Here is a 22039-nt window from a genome sequence, read left to right on the forward strand (position 1 = left end):
TTAGCTTTTTTTTAGCTTCCGTCTCAGTATCACCATTCAATTTTCAGCTGCCTAGTTAACTGCAACCGCTTTTATATTTACAAACTCCAAGATACCCTCTTTAGATAACTCACGTCCAAAACCTGAACGTTTAATACCACCAAATGGAACTCTGGGATCAGAAGCAACAAGTGCATTCACAAAACAAGCCCCTGCTTCAATTTCATACTGTGCAATATGTTCACCACGGTCTAAATCTCTAGTGAAAACAGCTGCTCCAAGTCCATAAGTAGTTTCATTGGCTAGCTGAATAGCTTCAGCCTCGTCCTTCGCTTTAGTAACAGCTACAACAGGGCCAAATAGCTCTTCATCAAAAGCGGGCATCCCTTTTTTTACATTTAGCAATAAAGTAGGTGGATAGTAAAAACCTTTGTGTTTTGGTATCTCACCACCCTCCATTAATTTCGCTCCTGATTTTACGCTTTTCACTACCTGATCATGAAGCGATTTTCGCAGGTCATCACGTGCCATAGGCCCAAAATTGGTTTTTTCGTCTAATGGATCACCCATTTTGTAATTGGCCATTAATGCCTTTATTTTTTCTACCAGTGCATCATGAACAGGTTCAACTGCAATAACACGTTTGGCTGCAATGCAAACCTGGCCACTATTATTTAGCCGTGAGGTGACAATAGCTTTAGCCGCCAAATCAAGATCTGCATCATGCAAGACCAGATAAGGATCACTGCCTCCCAGCTCCAAGACTGCTTTTTTTAAATGATTCGCCGCATTGGAAGCCACCGCAGCCCCTGCTTTTTCGCTACCAGTTAATGTCACCGCCACAATTTTATTATTGGCAATAACCTTTGCAGCCAAATCATTATCCAAAATAAAATGTTGAAATAAATGTTTAGGAAAACCTGCTTCTTCAAATAATTCAGCGATTTTGTTGCCTGTGCCTGTAGAAATAGGCGCATGTTTTAGAATAGCTGCATTTCCAGCCATCAGTGCGGGTACTGCAAAACGAAATACCTGCCAGAAAGGAAAGTTCCAGGGCATGATTGCAAAAACAATCCCTAACGGTTGATAACATACCTTTGTTTTCTTCATTTCAGTTTTAATAATGCGTGGTTGTAAGTATTGTTCAGCATTTTCAGCGTAGTGCTCACAAACCCAGGCGCATTTTTCAATTTCAGCTTTACCTGCTGTAATAGGTTTACCCATCTCTCTTGCAATTAATAAAGCCAGCTCATCCTTTTTATTTTTAAGTAGTTTTGCCATGTTTAACATCAGTTGCTTACGCTGAGAAAAAGGAGTTTTTTTCCATACCTTAAAGGTAAGCTGTGCGGCATCAATACAGGCCTCTATCTGCTCTTCATTAAGTAAGGGATATTCTTTTAATACCTCTTCCGTGGCCGGATTAACAGTTTGAATAATCATGTTATTACCTCCAAGTATTTTTCTTCAGTGTAGCTTATGATAGGCTGGACGCAAACTCTCAGTAAACGGTTATATTTAAAACAAAAAGTCCAACAGATGATAATTCTAACGACCAATATTTATAAAATTCATGAATTCCTTATTTAGTTTCTTGCACACTACTTTTGATTGTTGCTACTATTTTGCTAATTTTGGGTTGTATTGACTACTTTGTATTGACTACTCAATTAAAAACAAATAAAAAGCATTACGAACGAGTAACTACATAATTAGGATAAACAATGACGAAGAAAAAACTAGGCTACCACCCCGCTCATTATTTGGTTGCCTGGGCTGTGCATGCCTTCACAGCAAGTGCTGCCTGTTTCGGCGTACTGACTCTTGTCAAAATTTATCAACATAATTACATACAGGCACTATGGTTTATGGCTATTACGGTCGTCATTGATGCTGTTGATGGTACATTGGCAAGGTTAGTGCGCGTCAAAGCAGTTCTTCCTAATATAGATGGAACACTACTAGATAATATTGTTGATTATTTAAACTATGTGATTACACCTTGCTTTTTCCTTTATGTAAAACCCGACATGTTGCCTGCACATTATCTATTAATTCTTATCATAGCAATTACAATCACGTCGTCTTATCAATTTTGTCAAATAGATGCAAAGACACCTGATCATTTCTTCAAGGGCTTCCCCTGTTACTGGAATATTGCTGTTTTTTACATGTTCATTTTTGACACCTCAATGTATACCAATGCATGGATATTAGCTCTCTTGTGCGTACTTATTTTCGTACCCATTAAATATGTTTATCCCTCTCGTCTTGATTATTTGACTAAATATCGTTATTTAAAAATTATTATGCATACTTTCTCACTAATTTATGGACTTAGCTCAGCTTTGGTTTTGTGGACTTACCCTCATGTCGATTATCTTTGGTTATTCTTGTCTGTGAGTTATGTGGTTATGTATTTGGCTCTTAGTATGTACCGAACCTACTCACCAATGATCCAGACCAAAGTTGCAGTTAATGGCGAATAATATAAAGTTGATTCACTTTTAATGCAGTTATCATTAAAATACCGCTTCCCAAATTTTTATGAGGTTTTTCATGTCATTTTGTAGAGCAATGATGCCAGCAATAATGGTTATTATATATCTGGGTAAAGCATTTGGAGCTGTCTCTGCTCCTACACCATTTCCTCATGGTTGCGAAGTTAGAGGATTCGGTTTCAGCGACCATCACTTAATTCTTAATGAAACAGGTGAACAATCTTTTTATCTCATCCAAAACCGTAGCAGTAAACCTATTGAATTACAGCGGATTGAAACCCGTGAAGTATTCATGAGTCCCTCACTTACTGCAAAACTGGATCCTTTAAATTGGGCAGCTTTTGCTTCAGATGTTGAAAATTTACATTTTCAATGTTTTGTTAAAGAAGAAGAAACAATAAAGACGCTGGATTGTCGCGATGTGTTAGAGGTTTGCCAATATCCACGCGTCAAATTTGCTTTAAGTAATATGGGAAATTATTGGGTCTCTACTAATAAATCACAGAATGAAGTAATTACTGATGCAACAAAAAAAGGAATTTATTTACGCTGGTGATTAGGTGAAAACAACAAGACAGGATCAATTATTTCTTTTAGTCGGTGTAATCGGCTCGTTCATATTACTTTTGGGGCTGGCTAATACACCCGCCGAGAAATATTATGTGCTTGGATCCGCTTTACTGCTTCTTACCTCCATTCATTTCAAGTTAATTTATTTCATTGCACTTGAAATGATCCTTATGGCTGGTCATGGTGCCATTCTTTTGGGAATTGGCACCACCTTGCAATTGGCCTTACCCATTCTCCTTTGTATTCAATTGTTAGCATTCTATTTTATGAGTGGACAATTAAATAATATTTTTCTTCTAATAGGAATTACCGGTATTGCAGTCCTGTCAGTAGGTTTTTCTTATGAGAATCAATGGGTATTTTTCATAGGAAGCTTTTCCATTGCAATTTATGCGTTTTATACAACTTACAAGGGAAAATCGATTACCTTATTATGGGCAATTCTTAATTCATTATTTGCTCTAATTGCTGTTTTAAAGTTGTTTTTTTTACAAGGATAAAAAATTATGGCTAAAACTCCTTCAAATATGATTCCTTTAGGTACTCCCGCCAAACAATTCTCATTAGTTAACACTGTTAACAACTCCATAGTAAATTTCAATGAGAATTGGGATAGTAAAGCTACTGTCATCATGTTTATTTGTAATCACTGCCCTTATGTGAAACACATTAATTATGAATTAACAAAACTGGCAAATGACTATATGCCCAAGGGAGTTAGTTTTTTGGCTATTAATTCTAACGATGTGCTAGCCTACCCTGATGATTCCCCTGAAAACATGAAAAAAATAGCACTTGAACAGCATTATCCTTTTCCTTATCTATTTGATGAAACTCAGGAAGTGGCTAAAGCTTATCAGGCTGCCTGTACTCCTGATTTTTATATTTTTGACTCTAACCTTCTTTTGGTTTATAGAGGGCAATTTGATGATTCTCGTCCAGGGAATAACATTGACGTGACTGGTGATTATTTACGACAGGCATTAGATAGTTTGCTGGCAAATGAACCAGTTACTATTGAACAAAAACCTAGTTTGGGATGCAATATCAAGTGGAAAAATTAATCAACTACAAATTATCATTTTATGTTCCAAAGAGTCACCTTGAACAAGTCAAACAGGCGGTGTTTACAGCTGGAGCAGGTAGACAGGGTGATTATGAATATTGTTGTTGGCAATGCTTAGGACAAGGCCAGTTTAAGCCTCTGGCTGGTGCAAATCCTGCAGTTGGCACCATTAATACGCTGACTGTAGTTCCTGAATATAAAGTAGAGATGATCTGTTCAGCAAATTGTATTGATAAAGTAGTACAAGCCTTAAAATTTACTCATCCTTACGAAGAACCCGCTTATGAAGTAGTGCGTTTAGAGAATTATTAACAGGGTAAAAATTGGGAGTGGGAGTAAAAAGAATCTGCTAGTCGCAGATTCTTTTTATTTGGTTTTATTTTGCTGGCACAATTTGAACTTGCAAATTTGCAATAACATCGCTGTGAACATGAATTTCAACACTATACTCACCAATTGAATGAATTGGTCCTTCAGGCATCACAATTTCGCGCTTGCTGATTTCAATTGATTTTTCTTTCAACGCATCTCTGATTTCGTTAGGACCTACGGATCCATAAAGCTTGCCTTCGTCACTGGCCATTGCTGAAATTACAACAGTAATATCATTTAATTTGGCAGCACGTTGCTCAGCACTTGCCAGCGATTGCTGAGCTTTCTTTTCCAGCTCGGCACGACGCTGCTCAAAACGTTCAATGTTTTGCTCTGTAGCAAAAACAGCCTTGTTTTGGGGGATAAGGTAATTACGGCCATATCCAGCCCTTATATTAACTTTGTCACCCAAGTTTCCTAAATTTCTAATTTTTTCTAATAAAATCACTTCCATCTTATAACCCCTTATTTTGCTCAACCTGTTTTAACAGACAAGCGCAATCTAAAATTAAACAAACTATCTAAAGCACCTAAAATTACATAAATGGGAATTATGACAAACGGTAACAAAATTAAAGGGATTAATAGCAAAACTAATCTACCTATACCCCTTCTACCTTTGTTCAGTGCATTAAAGCCTATGCTTATTCCTGCACCTGCGTAATACACAGCCAATACGGGCAAAGCGCTTATTGCCAGAGGAATTTCCTGATAAGTACCTATTACAGCAATAACCAATAAAGCAACACCCGATGCACTGGCACGAAACTCAAGCATTTCCTGCCGATATCCACCTGGATAAAACAGACCAGACTGGACTGATCGCGCTAACATTAATGAAGCAATCGCTGATAAAATAATACTTACTGCCTGAATACCTATTACATAATTCGCAATAACAGCCGAATTCAGCGCACCTGGAGTGTTCAGGACATCAGCGATAACCTCATCGCCCTTAAGCTGCTTTAATACTGCCTGAATAAATTGATATTGCTCCGCTATAAACGCGGGAGCGAACCAATGGAGCAGTAAAATGCCTATTAATGCTTGCAAAACAATAAAGCTCATGGCAATACGCCAACTTGTAGTTGAATGCAACACGCCAGCAGTCAAATAGCAAGGTAAGAAAGCCATAACAGCAGTAATAAAAGCTAAAGACCAGGATAGAGAGAGTGATGATAGGAGCAATGATGTTAAAACTCCTGCCATCAACCCTTTAAATCCAGCCCCCCACCCTTTACGCAACGTTATCAAGGCTATCACTGCTACGGATAGCCATGCTGCGAAGGGCACTAAAGCTAAAATTGCGATGTAGATTAGCGCGTAAGTCTCATTTTCTAAGAGGAAACGCCCCTGCTTACGCAATAATTCACCAAAACGCGTCATTTTTTATCGGTGGCTATCACAATAGGGTAATAATCCCAAGAAGCGAGCCCATTTAATGGCTTGCGCCAACTGACGTTGAGGACGAGTTGGTGTACCAGTAATACGACTTGGAACAATTTTACCGGTTTCAGTGATATAATTTTTCAGCACATTAATATCTTTATAATCAATTTCGCTGCTACCTTCTGCACTGAAACGCATTTTCTTACGACGAAAATATGAAGTTGACATAATATTACTCCTTAAGCTGCTCTTTCATCTTTTTCTTTTTTCATTAACACGGATGGGCCTGTAATCGCGTGTTTACGCTTGATGATTAAATTTCTTAATATGGCATCATTAAATTTAAAAGCATTTTTCAATTCATCAAGGGCAGCCTGGTTACATTCAATATTCATTAATATGTAATGCGCCTTGTGGACGTCTTTAATGGTATAGGCAAGCTGTCTGCGTCCCCAATCTTCCTTACGATGAATTTTACCATCATGTTTGGTAATAATTCCCTCGTAGCGCTCAACCATTGCTGGTACTTGTTCGCTTTGATCGGGATGCACCAGAAACACTACTTCATAATGTCTCACTGAGTTTCTCCTTATGGGTAAGAGCCTTCTTCAATGTAAGATAAAGTAAGGCAAGGTTTAAAAAACGCACAATCATAACTGATTTTCTTATCAGGAGCAATTGCCATAGAATTTATTAAGGCAAAGCTACAGAGTAATTATAGAGTTTATTAATTTTATTTGTACTTCTCGAGACTTTTATTTTACTCAGCGCAAGAACTTCGATTTTATTTAACGCTCTTATAGAAAGCACGAACATGTAAATGACATTAGAAAGTATTAAACAAACAGCTCAGATTTTAATGCTTAATAATTAATTACCTGCTTTCCAGCAAAATTTAAAATTAAGACTACAATAATAGACAATAATCGCTGTTTGAGAGGTATTCTATGGGGTCATTAGAGGATAAATACCCTTTAGTCGATAACGAAACGTTTGATGCCCTTATTCAAACTCAAAGTGCTCGTGCCATGCAGTATTTATTGCTGAATGAAACCAATAATTATGAGAAGGAAATAAACAGTCTAGCAAAATCTTGCTCAAAGGTATTGCGACATGAGTCAGTTACCTCAGACTTTATAGTCGACCTCATGGAAAAATCCATGACTTCCAATTATTTACAAACATTGAAAAATGTTCAACAGGCAATCGATCTATGCCTGGAGAAGAAGAATAAAACCCTAGTGAATAGCTTTTATGGTGGAAAAGAAGCAGACGCTTTATCAAAGCGTATCGCAGTCTTGGAGCAAGCTAAAAGAATTTCTCCCCCGGTAATCATGGAGCAAGTCGTTCGTGATGTTTTGACTCAAGCTGCTGATAAACACCATGCTATAATTGACCGACATCTCTATCTCTATAATTCAAAAAATATTTAACCACTTGCTCAAGCTGTTATACCCCGCACCGATGTTCGCGGTATTTAGCAAGCTTGCAACATCACTGGATTCCATAGATGGATAGACCACAGAAGTAGAAAATAAAGTTTTTTTTATACGTAAATCCTGCAAGATTAACGTTGCATTTAGCCAGGTCATGCGATATAACATATTAAAAAGTAAAGAGGTTTTTATGAATATTATGACTATTCCCTTTGAAGAGCCACTCACTGTTAATATTAAAGGAATTGCTGTTCAGATAGTGGCATTTAAAACTTTGGAACATGGTAATATTAAATTTGGAGTGAATGCACCGCGTTCCATCGAAGTACATCGCGAAGAAATTTACCGTGCCATCAAACAAAAACAACATGATGATTCTGAATAATTTCCCCAAATGCCAAGAAATTTTCATTATTGCTCGGTTGTTTCTGCTTTTATTCTTGGCGTATTGGCATCAGTAGCTCTAGCTGTTAATTATTTCATCTATAAATTTCCCGGCAACAATTATTTCCCACCTAATACTATGTTAATTGCCCTACTTCTTTTTCTGGGCTTTCTGGGAAGTTATATACAATTTGGCAAAGCAAGTATTGTAGTTAAAATGACCAGAGAATTAATTTACTATTTCCTTGTTATGTCGATGATTGCTTTTGCAACTAACGCAGTCCAATACACGCCCTTCACTCCTGTCGATGAAATTTTAATAGAATTGGAAGCAGCGCTAAACATTAATATAGTCGCTATTGTTGGATGGACTCAACGTTATCCCTTGTTAACTCAAATACTGGTTTACATTTATGACAGTTTACCTTATCAAATGAGTGTTTTACCGCTCATTGCTATCGTCATACGAAAATTTTCTTACCTGAGAGAATTTTATTGTCTGTTACTTATCAGTGCTTTGCTAGGTTTTACAATTTATTATTTTTACCCTACTTTAGCACCCGCAACGGTGCTCAAGAGCGAGCTCTTTAGTTCAGCACAGTACGCAACGGGAATTAAATTTCAAGAAATTCACCAACACATTCCTCCCTCAACCATTGAAGGAGGAATGATTGCCTTTCCTTCCTTTCACGCAATTTGGGCTTGGCTTTGTCTTTACTTAATGCGTTGGTCACGCTTTATTTTTTTGCTGTTATTACCCATTAATAGTTTGTTAATAGTCTCTTGCGTGCTATTAGGCTGGCACTATCCTGTTGATTTGCTAGCAAGTGCAATCGTATTATTAATCACTCACGGATTATGTTTCCATTGCGCAAAAAGCAGGATATTCTAGCTTATTTTTTTGGGAATACCGCTTGGAGACTTTAGTTCAGCCTGTATTCTATTTTTTTAATATTGTTAAGCATCGCTATTCGCTTAAGTTGTATCTCAGCCAATGTGCTTAAATTTTGATTTTTTTGCTCTGCAAGAAGAGGATGTACCTGTATATACAATTCCCCCTGCAAGTAACCAAACTTAACCGGATTATTCAATACACGTACCGGTGTTCCTACTTTTACCAGTTTAAATAGATATTCCATATCTTCCGGCATCATTCTTAAACATCCTGCACTTACTCTGGCCCCTACACCATCCCGTCGATTAGTGCCATGAATAAGATAGGTAGCCCAACCAAGACGTAGTACATGCCTGCCAAGCGGATTATCCTCTCCTGCTGGAAATGCTCCGGGAATTTGTACCCCATGCTTTGCTGCCTCTTTCAATAAATTTGCTGTTGGCCGCCATACAGGATTTTTTTCTTTACCAATCACTTTTGTCTTGCCTATAGGGGTGGTCCAACCTTCACGACCAATACCTACTGGCATAGTAACAACAATATTCTCGTCAGGTAAAAAATAGTAAAGACGATATTCTGCCAAATTAATTACTATCCCTTCACGCGGTGCTGGGGGCAAAATAAACTGCGAAGGAATCAGTACAGTGGTGCGCTCATTTAAAAGATTGTGAGGGTTTACGTGGGGATTAGCGCGAACCATCTCGTAATAACCAATGTCATAGCGCATTCCTACTTCGCTCAGAGTCTCTCCCATTTCAGGAGTAACATATTGAATCTCGCCAATAATATCCTCTCTCTCAGGAAGCACAAAAGAAATAGCCCATAATGGTTGTAGCGTAAGTAAACTGACAATCAGAGTCAGTCTCTGTAGTCGACTTAACCGTTTCATACTCTTGCTTTTTCAAAAAAGCGGCAAGATAATGCTTGCCGCTAAATAAATCACTGAATTACAAACTTACATCTGCTTTAAACCGGTCGCCATATTGGGCCTCCAATTTAGCAAAAAGCTCATTGAGCTTATCATGACCAAAGTGCTTAGCATAATTCATTGGACCACCACGGAATGGCGCAAAACCTGTCGCAAAAATCATTCCTCCATCCAGCAAATCACTATCGGCAACAACCCCTTCACGTAGGCAAGTAGCAGCTTCATTGACCATTCTTAAAATTAAACGATGTGTTATATCTTTATTAGGCTTGGTAGCTGCTACTTTCTGCTTAATTGGTTTTCCATTTTTATAGCGATAGAAACCTTCACCTGTTTTACGACCAAGTTTGCCTTCTTTAACCATATCTCGCAGCCGTTGAGGCACAGTTCCACCGAAATGTGCAGTCAAATTTTCAGCTACAGCCAGACAGACATCCATGCCTACCGTGTCAGCCAACTCAACTGGCCCCATTACCATACCGAAATCTTTAGCAGCTTTATCAATTTCCTCACCGCTGTAACCTTCCTCAAGCAATTGCACACACTCCATGAGGTATGGCATTAATACACGGTTGATTAAAAATCCTGGACTTGATTTAACAGGTAGAGGCAAGCGGCCAATTTGGTTGACAAATGCGCAGGCATCTTTACCGACTTCTTTCGAAGTTTTGGAACTACTGACTACCTCTACAAGCTCCATTTTAGCAACTGGATTGAAGAAATGGATGCCAACCAAACGTTTGGGATTAATCATGACTTCACTAATGTCATCTAAAGGGATACTAGAAGTATTAGTGGCTATGATCGCAGTCTTTTTAGCCTTCGCTTCTACCTGCTTCATAATAGTTTGCTTAACTTCCAGATTTTCAAATACAGCTTCAATAATCACATCAGCTCGTGCAATGCCATAACCTTCAGGATCAGCAATCAATCTATCCATCGCGGCTTGTATTAGGCGAGGCTTACGTAGCTTCTTTTTAAATAAGGCATGTGCCCGGCCAATAGCAGGGGCAATTTGCAAATGGGATTTATCTTGCAAAGTGACGTGCAATCCGCGTAAAGCGCACCAGGCAGCAATATCACCACCCATCACACCAGCACCGATAACATGAACATGTTGTGCTTTAAAATCACTGTCTTTCGCAAAAGCTTTCATCCGCTCGCGTAATAAAAAAGCACGGATAAGATTGCGCGCTGTGTCACCTTCACTGATAAGCTGCTCAACAGAATCAGCCTCTTTCAGATAAGCACGTTCCCCAATGCCGCCCTCTTTCTCCCAGAGATCAATTACAGCAAACGGTGCCGGGTAGTGCTTTTTTGATATACGTTTAGCAACCTGCTTGCGTAAAAGAGGTGCTAGTAATGCGCGAACCCAGGAATAGTTGGTTACTGATTGCAAGAAGCTCGGCTTGTGCTTGGATGGCTTGTTTTTTACAAAATAAATCGCTGCTCGCTTTAATTGCCTTAGCGGGACAACCTCATCCAGAATACCGAAACGTTTGGCTTTTTCTGCACTTAGAGGTGCACCCGTTAAAATTACTTTAGAAAGTGCATCAAACCCACCAATTAGTCTTGGCAAGCGTACGGTTCCACCCCATCCAGGATGAATACCCAACATCACCTCAGGTAAACCTATACGCGTATCTTTATCGTCATTGGCAACGCGATAATCGCAAGCCAATGCTAATTCTAATCCACCTCCCATACAAAAACCATCAATCATGGCCACAGTGGGTATTGACAGCGCTTCCAAACGGGAGAATACGGCCTGACCCTTTCTTAAAAAATCAACAGCCTCAGCAGGTGTTGTAAATTGTGAGAAAGCATTAACGTCAGCACCCGCAATAAAACCTTTACTCTTTGCCGAATAAAGGACTAGGCCTTTTAAATTTGAGCGTTGTCCTATCTCTTGTAAAAGGCTGTTTAATTCATCCAAAACCTCGTGATTTATAGTATTGACAGCTGCATTCTGTCGATTTATTGCTAACCAGGCAATATGGTCGGCATCAGTTTGCAATTCCCAGTGTTTATAATTACTCATGTCCTTTCACCTCTGTCACACGTTCCAGATACATTGCTCCCCCTTGTCCGCCACCTATACAGATAGCAGCCATACCTCGACTTCCATTATGGTGTTTTAGTCCTTGAAGCACATGTAATACAATGCGAGCCCCACTTGCACCTATTGGGTGTCCCGCCGCTATTGCACCACCATCCATATTTAATCGACCTAATGATGGCGCACCCATTGCTTGTTTTAAACCTAACTGCGTACGGCAATATTCTTCATCTTCCCAAGCTGCCAGACAACCTAAAACTTGTGCAGCAAACGCCTCATTAATTTCCCAACAGTCAAAATCCGCAGGTTTTAAATTGTGACGCTGCATAATAGGTGTGGCCGCATGGACAGGTCCTAACCCCATTTGCGATGGATCGAGAGCAGCCCATTGTGAATCTACTATACGTCCTATTACAGATAAATTATATTTTTTAACTGCATCAGCACTCGCTAAAATTAGTAAACAAGCACCATCAGTAACCTGTGAACTATTACCTGCGGTTACCATACCATATTTTTTATCAAAATAAGGTTTTAGCTTTGCCAGTTTCTCAACGGTTGAATCGGCACGTATTCCATCATCTTGAGGATAAACTCGCCCTTTGCTATCAATGATCGGAACAACTTCTTCCATTCGTCCTTCTGCATAAGCAGCGGCCAATCGTCGATGACTTTCACAAGCAAAAGCATCCATTTGTTCACGAGTAATGTTAAAACGATAGGCAACTCTTTCAGCAGTTTGGCCCATATTCAAGCCAACAATGGGATCAGTTAAACCACGCAACAAGGCAATAACCGGGGCCAGGAAGGAAGGTCTGAATTTAGTCATTAGTACTGCCCGTTGTCCCATACTTTTGGCGGCAAACCAACTGGCTAGCCATGAGGCCATTTTTTGATTGAACAATAAAGGCGCATGACTCATTGCTTCAGTACCTCCAGCAAGAACCAAGTCACTACGACCACTGGCAATCTGCATAGCAGCATTGTCAAGTGCTTGCATACCGGAAGCACAATTCCTCATGACAGTAAATGCTGGAACTTTTTCTCCACAGCCAAGACGCAAAGCCACTACTCTGGCAATATTTGCTTCATCAGGGCCTGGCATGGCAGAACCAATGATTACCTCATCCAGGTCAGTAGGTAAAAAAGGCTGGCGATTTAACAATGGCATACCCGCCGCAACGGCCAAATCTGAACCAGTAAAAGGACCTACTCCTTTTGCCTTAAGAAATGGTGTCCGACTACCATCAACTATATATACCTCTCTGCCGCTTAAATTCGATTTGAGCTTCATTACTCCTCCTGATAGTTGCCATGCAGCTGACAATCGTTAAAAATTATCCTATAAAAGATAGCAGTTATCCTGCGCTTTTGTAAGCTTTTAGCGAATTGATAATAAAAACATTTTTAAAGAGAGTTGACGTAGGCTAAATACCTGCTATACTTCGCCTCCATTGAACGGAGAGATGGCCGAGAGGTCGAAGGCGCTCCCCTGCTAAGGGAGTATGGGAGAAATCCCATCGAGGGTTCGAATCCCTCTCTCTCCGCCACGTACACGCGCCCGTAGCTCAGTTGGATAGAGTATCTGGCTACGAACCAGGGGGTCGGAGGTTCGAATCCTTCCGGGCGCGCCATTTAAATCAGTAAAATCAAGGACTTACGAAAACCCTGGTAGAGGATCGTAAGTCACTGTGACCAAATGGGGTCTTCCCCAAATCCGGGGGCACTTTACTCATCCACAAAGCACTCTAACTCTTAATCTATAATTTTCAAAATTTCTAAACCCATAAGCCCTGCGTTGAATCAATTTCATCTTTCGATGAAACCCTTCAGTTATTCCATTATTCTTAGTAAAACGAAGCATTCTAACGACTTCCTCTCTCCATTTAAATAGTGTATTTCCTAAAGTTCTAAGCGATTGAAAAGCGCTTTGCTTTAGTTCTTTAACCATTTCCAAGAATTGCGGTAATAAGCGTTTACACTCTTTTGCTGTACAATGCTTCTTAGTTAATAGTTCATGCAACTGTTGTTTAAAATCATAAATCGCAGCAATCGCGGGTTGTTGTTTCAGGTATTGGTCGCGTTTGCTTAAACGTAATGACGTTAGATTCTCTGGCTTTGTCTTCAAAGCCATGAGTGTGCCTCTTTGATACTTCATTGTGGGATCAATTTGATGAAAGGTTTGCATGCTCAGTTGGTTAATTAATCGGATGACATGAAAGCGATCAGCCACAATCTTGGCCTTAGGAAAGTGGCGTTTCACCAAAGCCCGATAGCTGCTACTTAAATCGATACACACGACACGTACACGCTCTTTGCCTTCCAATGTTTTAAAATAAGCCTCTAAATCTCGCCCTGAGCGGCCTTTAACAATATCAAAAACCTTATGCTTACCTAAATCACATAAGGTAGTTACATAGCCCTGCTTCTTTGTAAACGAGTGTTCATCAATACCCAATACACGAGGACATAAGGGTGATGTAATCCGTTTCTCTTGCCGTTCATAACCATAATGATACCAACGTTCTATCGTTGATTTGCCTGTATGGAAATGACGGCTTAAATCTTTTTGACTAACACCCTCTGTATGATGGTGAAACACCTCTTTACGCAAGCTTTCTGTAGCTCGCTGGTATTTACCTATCCCCGGAAAACGCTGATTAAAATAGCGCTTACACCCATAGCACTGAAACTTATGCGATTTAATAAGTAAATAGCTATAACGTAATCCGATAGACTCATGACGTATCTTTCGATTAAAGCTATCTTTCTTCCTTAATCGCTTGCCATTGCAGTAAATACAACGCACAACTCGAGTATATCTTACTTCAATATAAACAGGATTGTTTCCTGTCACCTTGACTATTGTATAGCCAGGTAAATTTAGGATAATATCTTTTCTTGGCACTTTAATCCTCTTTTGATTGCGGAATCAAAGAGTTAGATTACTATAATCTGATTAAAGTGCCCCTACATTTGGGGTAGAGCCATTCTTTCTTTATTTATGGTGGGGCAATCGATGATGATCTTAATTAAACAATATGCCCAATTATAAGTCTCTTGACGAGCACACTAAATGGGTAATATTACCTAACAACTCGTTGCAACAATTCAATCTCAACTCTCTTTCATCTTAAAGGTGGTGAGTAAAATAAGCATATACACCAGTCTATTTAAGTTGCTTCCTTCATGTAACCCAGGGTAAATCGCCAGCTTGGCTGGCTGAAATGATTCATTGCATTAGAAATTTTTGATACCTCGTACAGTGTTCTCCAGCGCACTGACCTTCTCAGCAACTTCTGCTTTGAAGAAAGAGAAATGCTGGCCTGTAACTGCGACAGGTGGGTACCCTTCATCAATCAGAACAAGATGAGCCTCCTTAATGATCTCCTTACACTCTTTTTTAAATTGGGTGAGATCAGCGGGGAAGGTCTTCTCAAAACTTTGCAGTAATTTTTGATGGAGAGTATCTATCGCATCAGCGACGTTAAGATAGCCATCCGGCTTGCCGTCTTCTTTTTTAAGGGTAACTGCTTTCAATTGCGCTAAAGATATTCTTAATTCTTTTGGTAACAGTAAAAAGAGTGATTGACTAAACGCTGTCGCTTTTATAATGCTTTCATTGACTATTCTTTCCAAGGCATTTTCATAAGCCTTTATCTCATCTTTATTTTTGGGCAAGGGCACTTGAGACACGCGAGTGTTTGCTTTCTTGTAATAAGGACTCTCGCTCACTAAAAAGTGGTTCATGTACCGAAACAAGTCATTGGGAAGCTTGCTACATTCTTCTTCTATAATTTTAATTTCCTTTTTTCCATCCTTATTTTTTACTTCTACTTCAACCTCAACCTTGGAAATATACGGGGCCTTCGCATTAAAATAGCGATACAGCGGATTTATTTCCGGCGCCAGTGCCACTCTGGAAAGCTGAGCCTTACGCTTTTGAAAAGCAGCTTCCGCTACATCTTTTAAAATTACTTTGTCTCTTAAATAATCAGGTAATAAATTGGTAATTCGCTCTATAGAAGCATCTTCCTTGCCAGAAATCATGATGCTGTGCAAGCTTGAGCAACGGTTAAATACCCCATTACCAATAGAGACGACCCCTTCAGGAATGATGATAGATTGCAAGCCAATACAGCCGCTAAATGCATAATCACCAATAGAAGTGACCCCTTCAGGGATGGTGATGGATTGCAAGCCAATGCATTCGCTAAATGCATAATTATCAATAGAGGCGACACCCTCAGGAATGGTGATGGTTTGCAAGCCAGTACAGTCGCCAAATGCCCCATTACCAATAGAGGTAATACCTTTAGGAATAGTAATGGATTGCAAACCGCTGCAGCCGCTAAATGTCGCCTTACCAATAGAGGTGACCCCTTTAGGAATAGCAATGGACTGCAAGCTATTGCAACCATCAAATGCCCAATCACCAATAGAGGTGACACTTTCAGGAATAGCAATGGACTGCAAGCCTCTGCAAGCGTAAAATGCCCCCTCACCAATAAAGACAACCCCTTCAGGAATATCAAAAGAACCATCTTCTTTGATGTCACTATTAGCAATCTTTAACAGGATCTTGCCGTCTTCACTTAATTTCATACTATCTCTCTTATCATCAAACCTGGCACCACGCTTTTATGACTTCATCTCTAACTTTACGGATAGAAAGCAAACTGCACGCAGGTTTCATTCTTTCTTTATCTCATGGTGGCGCCAAGCGATGACATTATAATTAAACATTGTGCTCAATTATAAGCCTTTTAGGGGTGGTACTAAATGGGTAACTTTACCCACCAACTCATTTACCAACCAGGGTAAATCGCCAGCTTGGCTGGCTGAAATGATTCATTGCATTAGAAGTTTTTGATACCTCGTACAGTGTTCTCCAGCGCACTGACCTTCTCAGCAACCTCTGCTTTGAAGAAAGAGAAATGCTGGCCTGTCACTGTGACAGGTTGATATCCTTCACCAGCCAAAACAAGCTGAACCTTCTCAATGGCATCCTTACACTCTTTTTTAAATTGCGTGACATCGGTGGGAAAGGTCTTCTCAAAACTTTGCAGTATTTTTTGATGAAGATTATTCACAGCATCAGCGATATTAAGATAACCTTCCTGCTTATCTTCTTTTTTAAGCGTCATTCCTCTTAATTGCGATAAAGACTCTCTTAATCCTTTGGGTAACACTAAAAACAGTGAGTTACTAAACTCTTTCGCTTTTGCTATGCATTCATTGGCTATACTTTCCAAGGCATTTTCATAAGCCTTTATCTCATCTTTATTTTTGGGCAAAGGCACTTGATGCATACGGGTTTTTGCTTTCTTGTAATAAGGATTATCGTTTACTAAATAGCCGTTTATATACTTAAAAATATCATCTGGAAGCTTGCTGCATATATTTTTTCCATCCTCTTTCACTGTAATCTCGGAAATATATCCTGCTCCACAATTAAAATAGCGATATAGCGGATTTATTTCCGACGTTTGAGCCACTCTGGAAAGCTGAGCCTTGCACTTTTGAAAAGCAGCTTCCGCTACATCTTTTAAAATTACTTTGTCTCTTAAATAATCAGGTAATAAATTGATAATTCGCTCTATAGAAGCATCTTCCTTGCCAGAAATCATGATGCTGTGCAAACTTGAGCAATTGCTAAATGCCTCATCACCAATAGAGACGACTCCTTCAGGAATGGTGATGGTTTGCAAGCCAATGCAGCCGCTAAATGCCCAACTACCAATAGAAGTGACCCCTTCAGGAATGGTGATGATTTGCAAGCCAATACAGCCGCCAAATGCCCAAACACCAATAGAGGTAACTCCCTCAGGAATGATGACGGATTGCAAGCTGATACAGCCTCTAAATGCACAATTACCAATAGAAGTGACACTTTTAGGAATGGTGATAGCTTGCAAACCACTGCAACCATAAAATATACAATGACCAATAGAGGTGACATTTTCAGGAATGGTAATGGATTGCAAGCCAATGCAGCCTCTAAATGCCCCGTTACCAATAGAAGTGACACTTTCAGGAATGGTGATAGCTTGAAGTCTACTGCAATCGAAAAATGCATAATGACCAATAGAGGTGACCACCTCAGGAATGGTGATGGTTTGCAAGCCAATGCAACCATTAAATACAAAATCATCAATAGAGTTGACCCCGTCGGGAATATCAAAAGAACCATCTTCTTTGATGTCGCTATTAGCAACCTTCAACAGGATCTTGCCGTCTTCACTTAATCTCATACTATCTCTCTTATCATCAAACCTAGCACCATGCTTTTATGCCTTCATCGCTAACTTTACGGATAGAAAGCAAACTGCACGCAGGTTTCATTCTTTCTTTATTTATGGTGGGGCAATCGATGATGATCTTAATTAAACAATATGCCCAATTATAAGTCTCTTGACGAGCACACTAAATGGGTAATATTACCTAACAACTCGTTGCAACAATTCAATCTCAACTCTCTTTCACCTTAAAGGTGGTGAGTAAAATAAGCATATATAACAGACAAGGGGTCAGATCTTGCTTTTTGCTTTCTCTAAATGACCTCAAACTGTTTCAATAGGCAAAAGACAAGATCTGACCCTGTAGCTCGTAGCTCGCGATACCCATTGGCTACGAACCAAGGTCGGAGGTTTGATAAAATGCGAAGCGAAGAGCGCAAAGCCCGAAGGGTGAGAAGGAACGCAGTGACTGAATTAATCCTTCACGTAAACCTTGGAAAAATTTAAATTAATACCAAAGCAAAAATCACTCCCGAAATAAAGGTCAAAACACAAATGTTTTTGGCTCGGAAGGGTCGAACCGAAAAAAAATTATTGGCCTGCAGTGAAGAAATTACTCTCCGTTGTATGAGAATTAAAATTGATGGTTGTAATGCTGCTATCTTGCGGATTAAAAATTGGCAAGACTTTATTTTCCTCAATGGTAATTACTACAACAGCAGAAGAAACAGGCTCACCTAGTTTGCTTAATTTTTTGATACTTCCATCCGCATCAAAATCTTCTTGCGAGCTTTTTTTTTCTGAAGATTGCGATTTAATTAATTTAGACCGTAAGCCATACTCATCAGAATCAATTACTTTGTACCGGAGAACATTGCGCATATAATATTCTGCTTCTGTTGTGTCACCCACATTGTACTTATGATCCATCAAAAATTTCATATATTCATCAATTTTTTTGTCTTCTAGTTTATGTGCTTCCTTACCGCAAAGTGTGTCGAGATTATGGACATAGGCCAGCTTACTCTCAAAAATATCATGTCCATGTACGTAAGTTAGGGAGTACCCGTTTTTGCCGGCTGGACGTGTCTCTTCTATGTCTTTCATTGCTGTCCAGCGATTCCAGGTCAAATAAACCGCCGGCCAAGCGACACGTTCTTCCGCGGTCATATGGGCTACATCCTTGATTTCAGCAGTTGAAAATAGAGTATGTATGTTATTTGAATTCACAAAAGAAGAGAATTGATGATTGATTTGGTCGATAGTACGCCCTAAAGCCTCTTTAGTTGAACCATCGTAAATAACGTCTAACCGTCTTGCCAGCAATTCAATGCTATCAAATCGTACTGGCGCATGGGTAAATAAACTAATGCCATGTTCATTTAAGGTATAATCAAGAATTTTTAGAGAAGGCTTGAAGCTTCTGTTAATTAATGTGGTTAGTTTTTCACAACTGATAACATTGTTGTCTAACAATAGTTTAAGTCCCTGAATTGACTGGGTTTGGAAATCGGGAATAAACCCTGCGTTTTCGAATACACTACTCTGCACCATTTTTTCATAAGCATAAATAAATTCACAACCGTGATTGGAAAGTAAGTGAGTGGTTTTTAAATCATTAGTGGTTAAAAAATCTAGAATTCTTAAAGTCAAATAATCACAATTGCCTCTATCAGCGAACTCATCACCAAGAAATCTTATTAACACCTTGTGATTATTAATTTCCAACTTGTCCATCAACGAATTAAATTGTCCAATCAAATGAACAACTTGATCTTTAATCTCCTTAAATCTTTCTTCAATTAATTTATTAGAAGACGTGGTACTCGATAATTTATCGAACCACTGTTGTTTATCTTGCTTTAATAACTGATATTGATCTGATTGACTATCTAGCAGCATTAATTTCTGATTGATATGGGCTATTTGCGCCAAACAATTCTCAATTTTGACTTTTTGAAAATGTTGAAGCGTTTTGTTTTCTAGGCAAATTTGAAGAATTTCACCAAACTGATCATAAATTTTAACGAATTGCTCATAAACTGAATGAGGTGATTGAACATCTTCTTTAAATTTAATTATTTTATGGCGAAAAAGAATATGCAGAGCTTTAACCGGATTTCCATGTAAATCACCGATGGTTAATGAGCCAGAACAAGTTTCAAACTCATTGGGGTAGCTGTAAATCTGGATGTTTTTATTTATTATGCGACTAACCATGTCTTCCTCACTTTGAGCAATTAATCAAAAAATAAATCTCCTCCTGAATCCAATGAAATTGTATCGAACGATATCATCAAGTTGTGCTTGTGTCGCTCTTTCCCACCCTACCGAGTGGCGATCTTCCCAGTCTCTTGGTTTAAAGCTGTCTATCATACCCAAACTCTTTTAAGCGGGAGTAGATCGACTACCGAAATTGATACTCCTGGAATACCAGAGCCACTGTCGTAGTCTCTGATGCCGAAATTGATGATATAGGCCGTCTTTCCATCTCATGTAATCGCAATCTCATGAGGTAGGAAGGCAATCTTGTCTTATACCTGGAAAGGTTTTTTCCTGCACATATCCATGCTCTTATTCGACGCCAAAGTATTAATGAAGGATTTAATCAATAAGCTATTAAATAATCCCCCAAAATCCCGCTAACAGGATGAATAAAACAACTATGACATTATATAATTTTAAAAATGCCAGCAAGAGCCTAAATGATTAGGTAAGGGATTAGCTTTATATTTAATTACCTTCTAAATTGGCATCATTGCAATAGTGAATCTTTCCTTGATGAATCTGATACTTAGTTTCAATATGAAGCGATTCTAAAAAGTCCCTATCATGAGAGATGACCAACATAGCCCCTGGAAAATCGCGCAACACCTCAATGATGTGGGTACGTGTTTCCAGATCTACATTGTTGGTTACCTCATCTAAAATAAGTAATTTTGGTGGTTGAGCTGCAATCAACGCCATCGATAGTCTTACCTTTTCACCGCCTGAAAGACTTTTAACCTTAATTTCTACTTCTTCATTTTTTCGAAATAAAAAATCATTTAAATGAGCACGAATTTCTGCATGAGAGGCATGGGTCATCTTAGACCTCATTAAATCCAAGACCGTTTCATTCAAGCTCAAATGTTGATAATGCTGATCGAGATAGCCAATCGTATTCCAATTAGGAACAGTCCATTCGCCTGTCCTGATAATTTGTCTATCTTTTAATATTGCTTTGACAAAGGTTGATTTACCTGATGCGTTGTCCCCATGCAATGCCACCCGTTCGCAGCCACTAAGGTAAAAATGAATATCATCTAGAATCACAGACTCAGACTTGTAAGTAATAGAAGCATCTTGAATCCTTATTAAGCACTTATGATACTCCAGGCCATTTAATTTAAATTTGGGCTTAATAACTTCAGGAAGGTCAAAAGAAGAGAGCTCCTCTAGCAATTGTTGTTTTTTATGGTTAATGCGACTTAATCGTTTATCTCCCGTTACAATAGCATTAGCTAGTTTGCTGTGAGAACGAATTGTTGGCCACTTGCGTTGAGCTATCTTTTTTTCACCTTGCACACGCGAACGCTTGTTACGCTCTTGTTCTCTCATTAAAACAAGATGTGATTCTTTTTTCTGTCGTGCAATCCTTGATAACTCCTGTTCAATCGATGCTTTCTTGTCTTCAAGCATTTGTTGATAATCAAAATAAGCTCCTCTAAATACAGTCACTTGCCCTAAATTAATATGCCATAGAGTATCTGTGACTGTATTGATGAGTTCTGTATCATGAGAGGCAATGATCAATGTCCCAGGATAATGCTTAAGCATGCGCATTAAAGAACGACGATTACGGCTGTCCAGATGATTCGTGGGTTCATCTAACAACAAAACATTAGGATTATCAGACAATATCTTGGTCAATATTTGGTTTAATCGTTGAGCACCACTTAACTCAGGATACTCTTCAATCACTTGGGGTAAATAACCAAAATGAACATCCTGTGGCACTTTAATTTCACCAGCAGAGGCCAAACAAAGACCACACAGCATCTTGAGTAGGGTTGATTTTCCTGAGCCATTACGGCCAATGAGTGCAATACGCTCACCAAAATGAATTTCACCATTGAAGTCTTGAAAACAAGTTTTGTGCGGATAGATAAGACCTAGGTCTTTAAATTGAATCGGTTTATGGGTCATGATTACTCTTAAGTAGGTCTTTTAGGACAATAAAAA

Annotated in this window: 21 protein-coding genes and 2 tRNA genes; 10 read left to right on the forward strand and 13 right to left on the reverse strand. The window is 39.1% G+C overall.

Annotation, left to right across the window (positions count from 1 at the left end; genetic code table 11):
* Nucleotides 1-51 precede the first annotated feature (51 nt).
* On the reverse strand, nt 52-1419 hold the full coding sequence (locus clem_RS07010; protein ID WP_094090979.1) for an NAD-dependent succinate-semialdehyde dehydrogenase: 1368 nt from the start codon (nt 1417-1419) through the stop codon (nt 52-54).
* Nucleotides 1420-1700: 281 nt separating this feature from the next.
* On the opposite strand from clem_RS07010, the gene pcsA reads away from it, so the two are divergent.
* The 5 genes from pcsA to clem_RS07035 all read left to right on the forward strand — a co-directional run bounded on the left by pcsA (nt 1701) and on the right by clem_RS07035 (nt 4425).
* Nucleotides 1701-2465, forward strand: a complete 765-nt coding sequence (gene pcsA / locus clem_RS07015) for a phosphatidylcholine synthase (RefSeq protein WP_094090980.1) — start codon at nt 1701-1703, stop codon at nt 2463-2465.
* A gap of 103 nt (nt 2466-2568) precedes the next feature.
* Nucleotides 2569-3033, forward strand: a complete 465-nt coding sequence (locus tag clem_RS07020; protein ID WP_232505591.1) for an enhanced entry protein EnhB — start codon at nt 2569-2571, stop codon at nt 3031-3033.
* Between the two features lie 4 nt (nt 3034-3037).
* Nucleotides 3038-3547: a hypothetical protein gene (locus clem_RS07025; RefSeq protein WP_198333208.1), complete on the forward strand. Its 510-nt coding sequence runs from the start codon at nt 3038-3040 to the stop codon at nt 3545-3547.
* 6 nt (nt 3548-3553) lie between these two features.
* Entirely contained in the window at nt 3554-4111 is a 558-nt protein-coding gene (locus tag clem_RS07030) for a thioredoxin family protein (RefSeq protein WP_094090981.1), read from the forward strand.
* Nucleotides 4099-4425 (forward strand): NGG1p interacting factor NIF3, encoded by a 327-nt coding sequence (locus tag clem_RS07035; protein ID WP_232505592.1) that lies wholly within the window; start codon nt 4099-4101, stop codon nt 4423-4425. The genes clem_RS07030 and clem_RS07035 overlap by 13 nt, the downstream gene beginning before the upstream one ends.
* Nucleotides 4426-4489: 64 nt before the next feature.
* Here the strand turns inward: clem_RS07035 and rplI are convergent, their stop codons facing one another.
* From rplI to rpsF, 4 genes are read right to left on the reverse strand one after another with little or no spacing between them, the layout of a single operon-like run.
* Nucleotides 4490-4939, reverse strand: a complete 450-nt coding sequence (gene rplI, locus clem_RS07040; protein WP_094090983.1) for a 50S ribosomal protein L9 — start codon at nt 4937-4939, stop codon at nt 4490-4492.
* Between the two features lie 20 nt (nt 4940-4959).
* A complete protein-coding gene (locus tag clem_RS07045) occupies nt 4960-5871 on the reverse strand; it encodes a hypothetical protein (protein ID WP_094090984.1) in 912 nt (303 codons plus the stop codon).
* 3 nt (nt 5872-5874) lie between these two features.
* Entirely contained in the window at nt 5875-6102 is a 228-nt protein-coding gene (rpsR, locus tag clem_RS07050; RefSeq protein WP_094090985.1) for a 30S ribosomal protein S18, read from the reverse strand.
* A gap of 11 nt (nt 6103-6113) precedes the next feature.
* Entirely contained in the window at nt 6114-6452 is a 339-nt protein-coding gene (gene rpsF, locus clem_RS07055) for a 30S ribosomal protein S6 (RefSeq protein ID WP_094090986.1), read from the reverse strand.
* 369 nt (nt 6453-6821) lie between these two features.
* On the opposite strand from rpsF, the gene clem_RS07060 reads away from it, so the two are divergent.
* The 3 genes from clem_RS07060 to clem_RS07070 all read left to right on the forward strand — a co-directional run bounded on the left by clem_RS07060 (nt 6822) and on the right by clem_RS07070 (nt 8586).
* Complete coding sequence (locus tag clem_RS07060) at nt 6822-7307, forward strand: hypothetical protein (protein WP_094090987.1); 486 nt, start codon at nt 6822-6824, stop codon at nt 7305-7307.
* Nucleotides 7308-7500: 193 nt separating this feature from the next.
* Nucleotides 7501-7695, forward strand: coding sequence for a carbon storage regulator (locus clem_RS07065; RefSeq protein WP_094090988.1), 195 nt, complete (start codon nt 7501-7503; stop codon nt 7693-7695).
* A 9-nt stretch (nt 7696-7704) separates the two neighbouring features.
* The gene (locus clem_RS07070; RefSeq protein ID WP_094090989.1) at nt 7705-8586 is read left to right on the forward strand and encodes a phosphatase PAP2 family protein; all 882 of its coding nucleotides are present in this window, start codon (nt 7705-7707) and stop codon (nt 8584-8586) included.
* A gap of 31 nt (nt 8587-8617) precedes the next feature.
* On the opposite strand, the gene clem_RS07075 is transcribed toward clem_RS07070, so the two are convergent.
* The 3 genes from clem_RS07075 to clem_RS07085 are packed head-to-tail and all read right to left on the reverse strand — an operon-like array spanning nt 8618 to nt 12870.
* Nucleotides 8618-9478, reverse strand: coding sequence for a L,D-transpeptidase family protein (locus clem_RS07075; protein WP_094090990.1), 861 nt, complete (start codon nt 9476-9478; stop codon nt 8618-8620).
* A gap of 58 nt (nt 9479-9536) precedes the next feature.
* A complete protein-coding gene (locus clem_RS07080; protein WP_094090991.1) occupies nt 9537-11558 on the reverse strand; it encodes a 3-hydroxyacyl-CoA dehydrogenase NAD-binding domain-containing protein in 2022 nt (673 codons plus the stop codon).
* A complete protein-coding gene (locus clem_RS07085; protein ID WP_094090992.1) occupies nt 11551-12870 on the reverse strand; it encodes an acetyl-CoA C-acetyltransferase in 1320 nt (439 codons plus the stop codon). The genes clem_RS07080 and clem_RS07085 overlap by 8 nt, the downstream gene beginning before the upstream one ends.
* Nucleotides 12871-13036: 166 nt before the next feature.
* Between clem_RS07085 and clem_RS07090 the strand changes: the two genes are divergently transcribed.
* Both clem_RS07090 and clem_RS07095 read left to right on the forward strand, forming a co-directional pair.
* Nucleotides 13037-13126, forward strand: a tRNA-Ser gene (locus clem_RS07090).
* A 7-nt stretch (nt 13127-13133) separates the two neighbouring features.
* Nucleotides 13134-13210, forward strand: a tRNA-Arg gene (locus clem_RS07095).
* A 98-nt stretch (nt 13211-13308) separates the two neighbouring features.
* Here clem_RS07095 and clem_RS07100 read toward each other — a convergent pair.
* From clem_RS07100 to clem_RS07120, 5 genes are all read right to left on the reverse strand, one after another.
* Nucleotides 13309-14484 carry an ISL3 family transposase gene (locus clem_RS07100; protein WP_094090993.1) on the reverse strand — a complete coding sequence of 392 codons (1176 nt, stop codon included), beginning with the start codon at nt 14482-14484 and terminating at the stop codon, nt 13309-13311.
* A gap of 332 nt (nt 14485-14816) precedes the next feature.
* Nucleotides 14817-16181: a leucine-rich repeat domain-containing protein gene (locus clem_RS07105; RefSeq protein ID WP_094090994.1), complete on the reverse strand. Its 1365-nt coding sequence runs from the start codon at nt 16179-16181 to the stop codon at nt 14817-14819.
* Nucleotides 16182-16435: 254 nt separating this feature from the next.
* The gene (locus tag clem_RS07110) at nt 16436-17830 is read right to left on the reverse strand and encodes a leucine-rich repeat domain-containing protein (protein ID WP_094090995.1); all 1395 of its coding nucleotides are present in this window, start codon (nt 17828-17830) and stop codon (nt 16436-16438) included.
* A gap of 576 nt (nt 17831-18406) precedes the next feature.
* Entirely contained in the window at nt 18407-20035 is a 1629-nt protein-coding gene (gene wip, locus clem_RS07115; RefSeq protein WP_094090996.1) for a Dot/Icm T4SS effector Wip, read from the reverse strand.
* Nucleotides 20036-20548: 513 nt separating this feature from the next.
* On the reverse strand, nt 20549-22003 hold the full coding sequence (locus clem_RS07120; protein WP_094090997.1) for an ATP-binding cassette domain-containing protein: 1455 nt from the start codon (nt 22001-22003) through the stop codon (nt 20549-20551).
* Nucleotides 22004-22039 lie beyond the last annotated feature (36 nt).

It is taken from the genome of Legionella clemsonensis (assembly GCF_002240035.1).
GTDB lineage: Bacteria > Pseudomonadota > Gammaproteobacteria > Legionellales > Legionellaceae > Tatlockia > Tatlockia clemsonensis.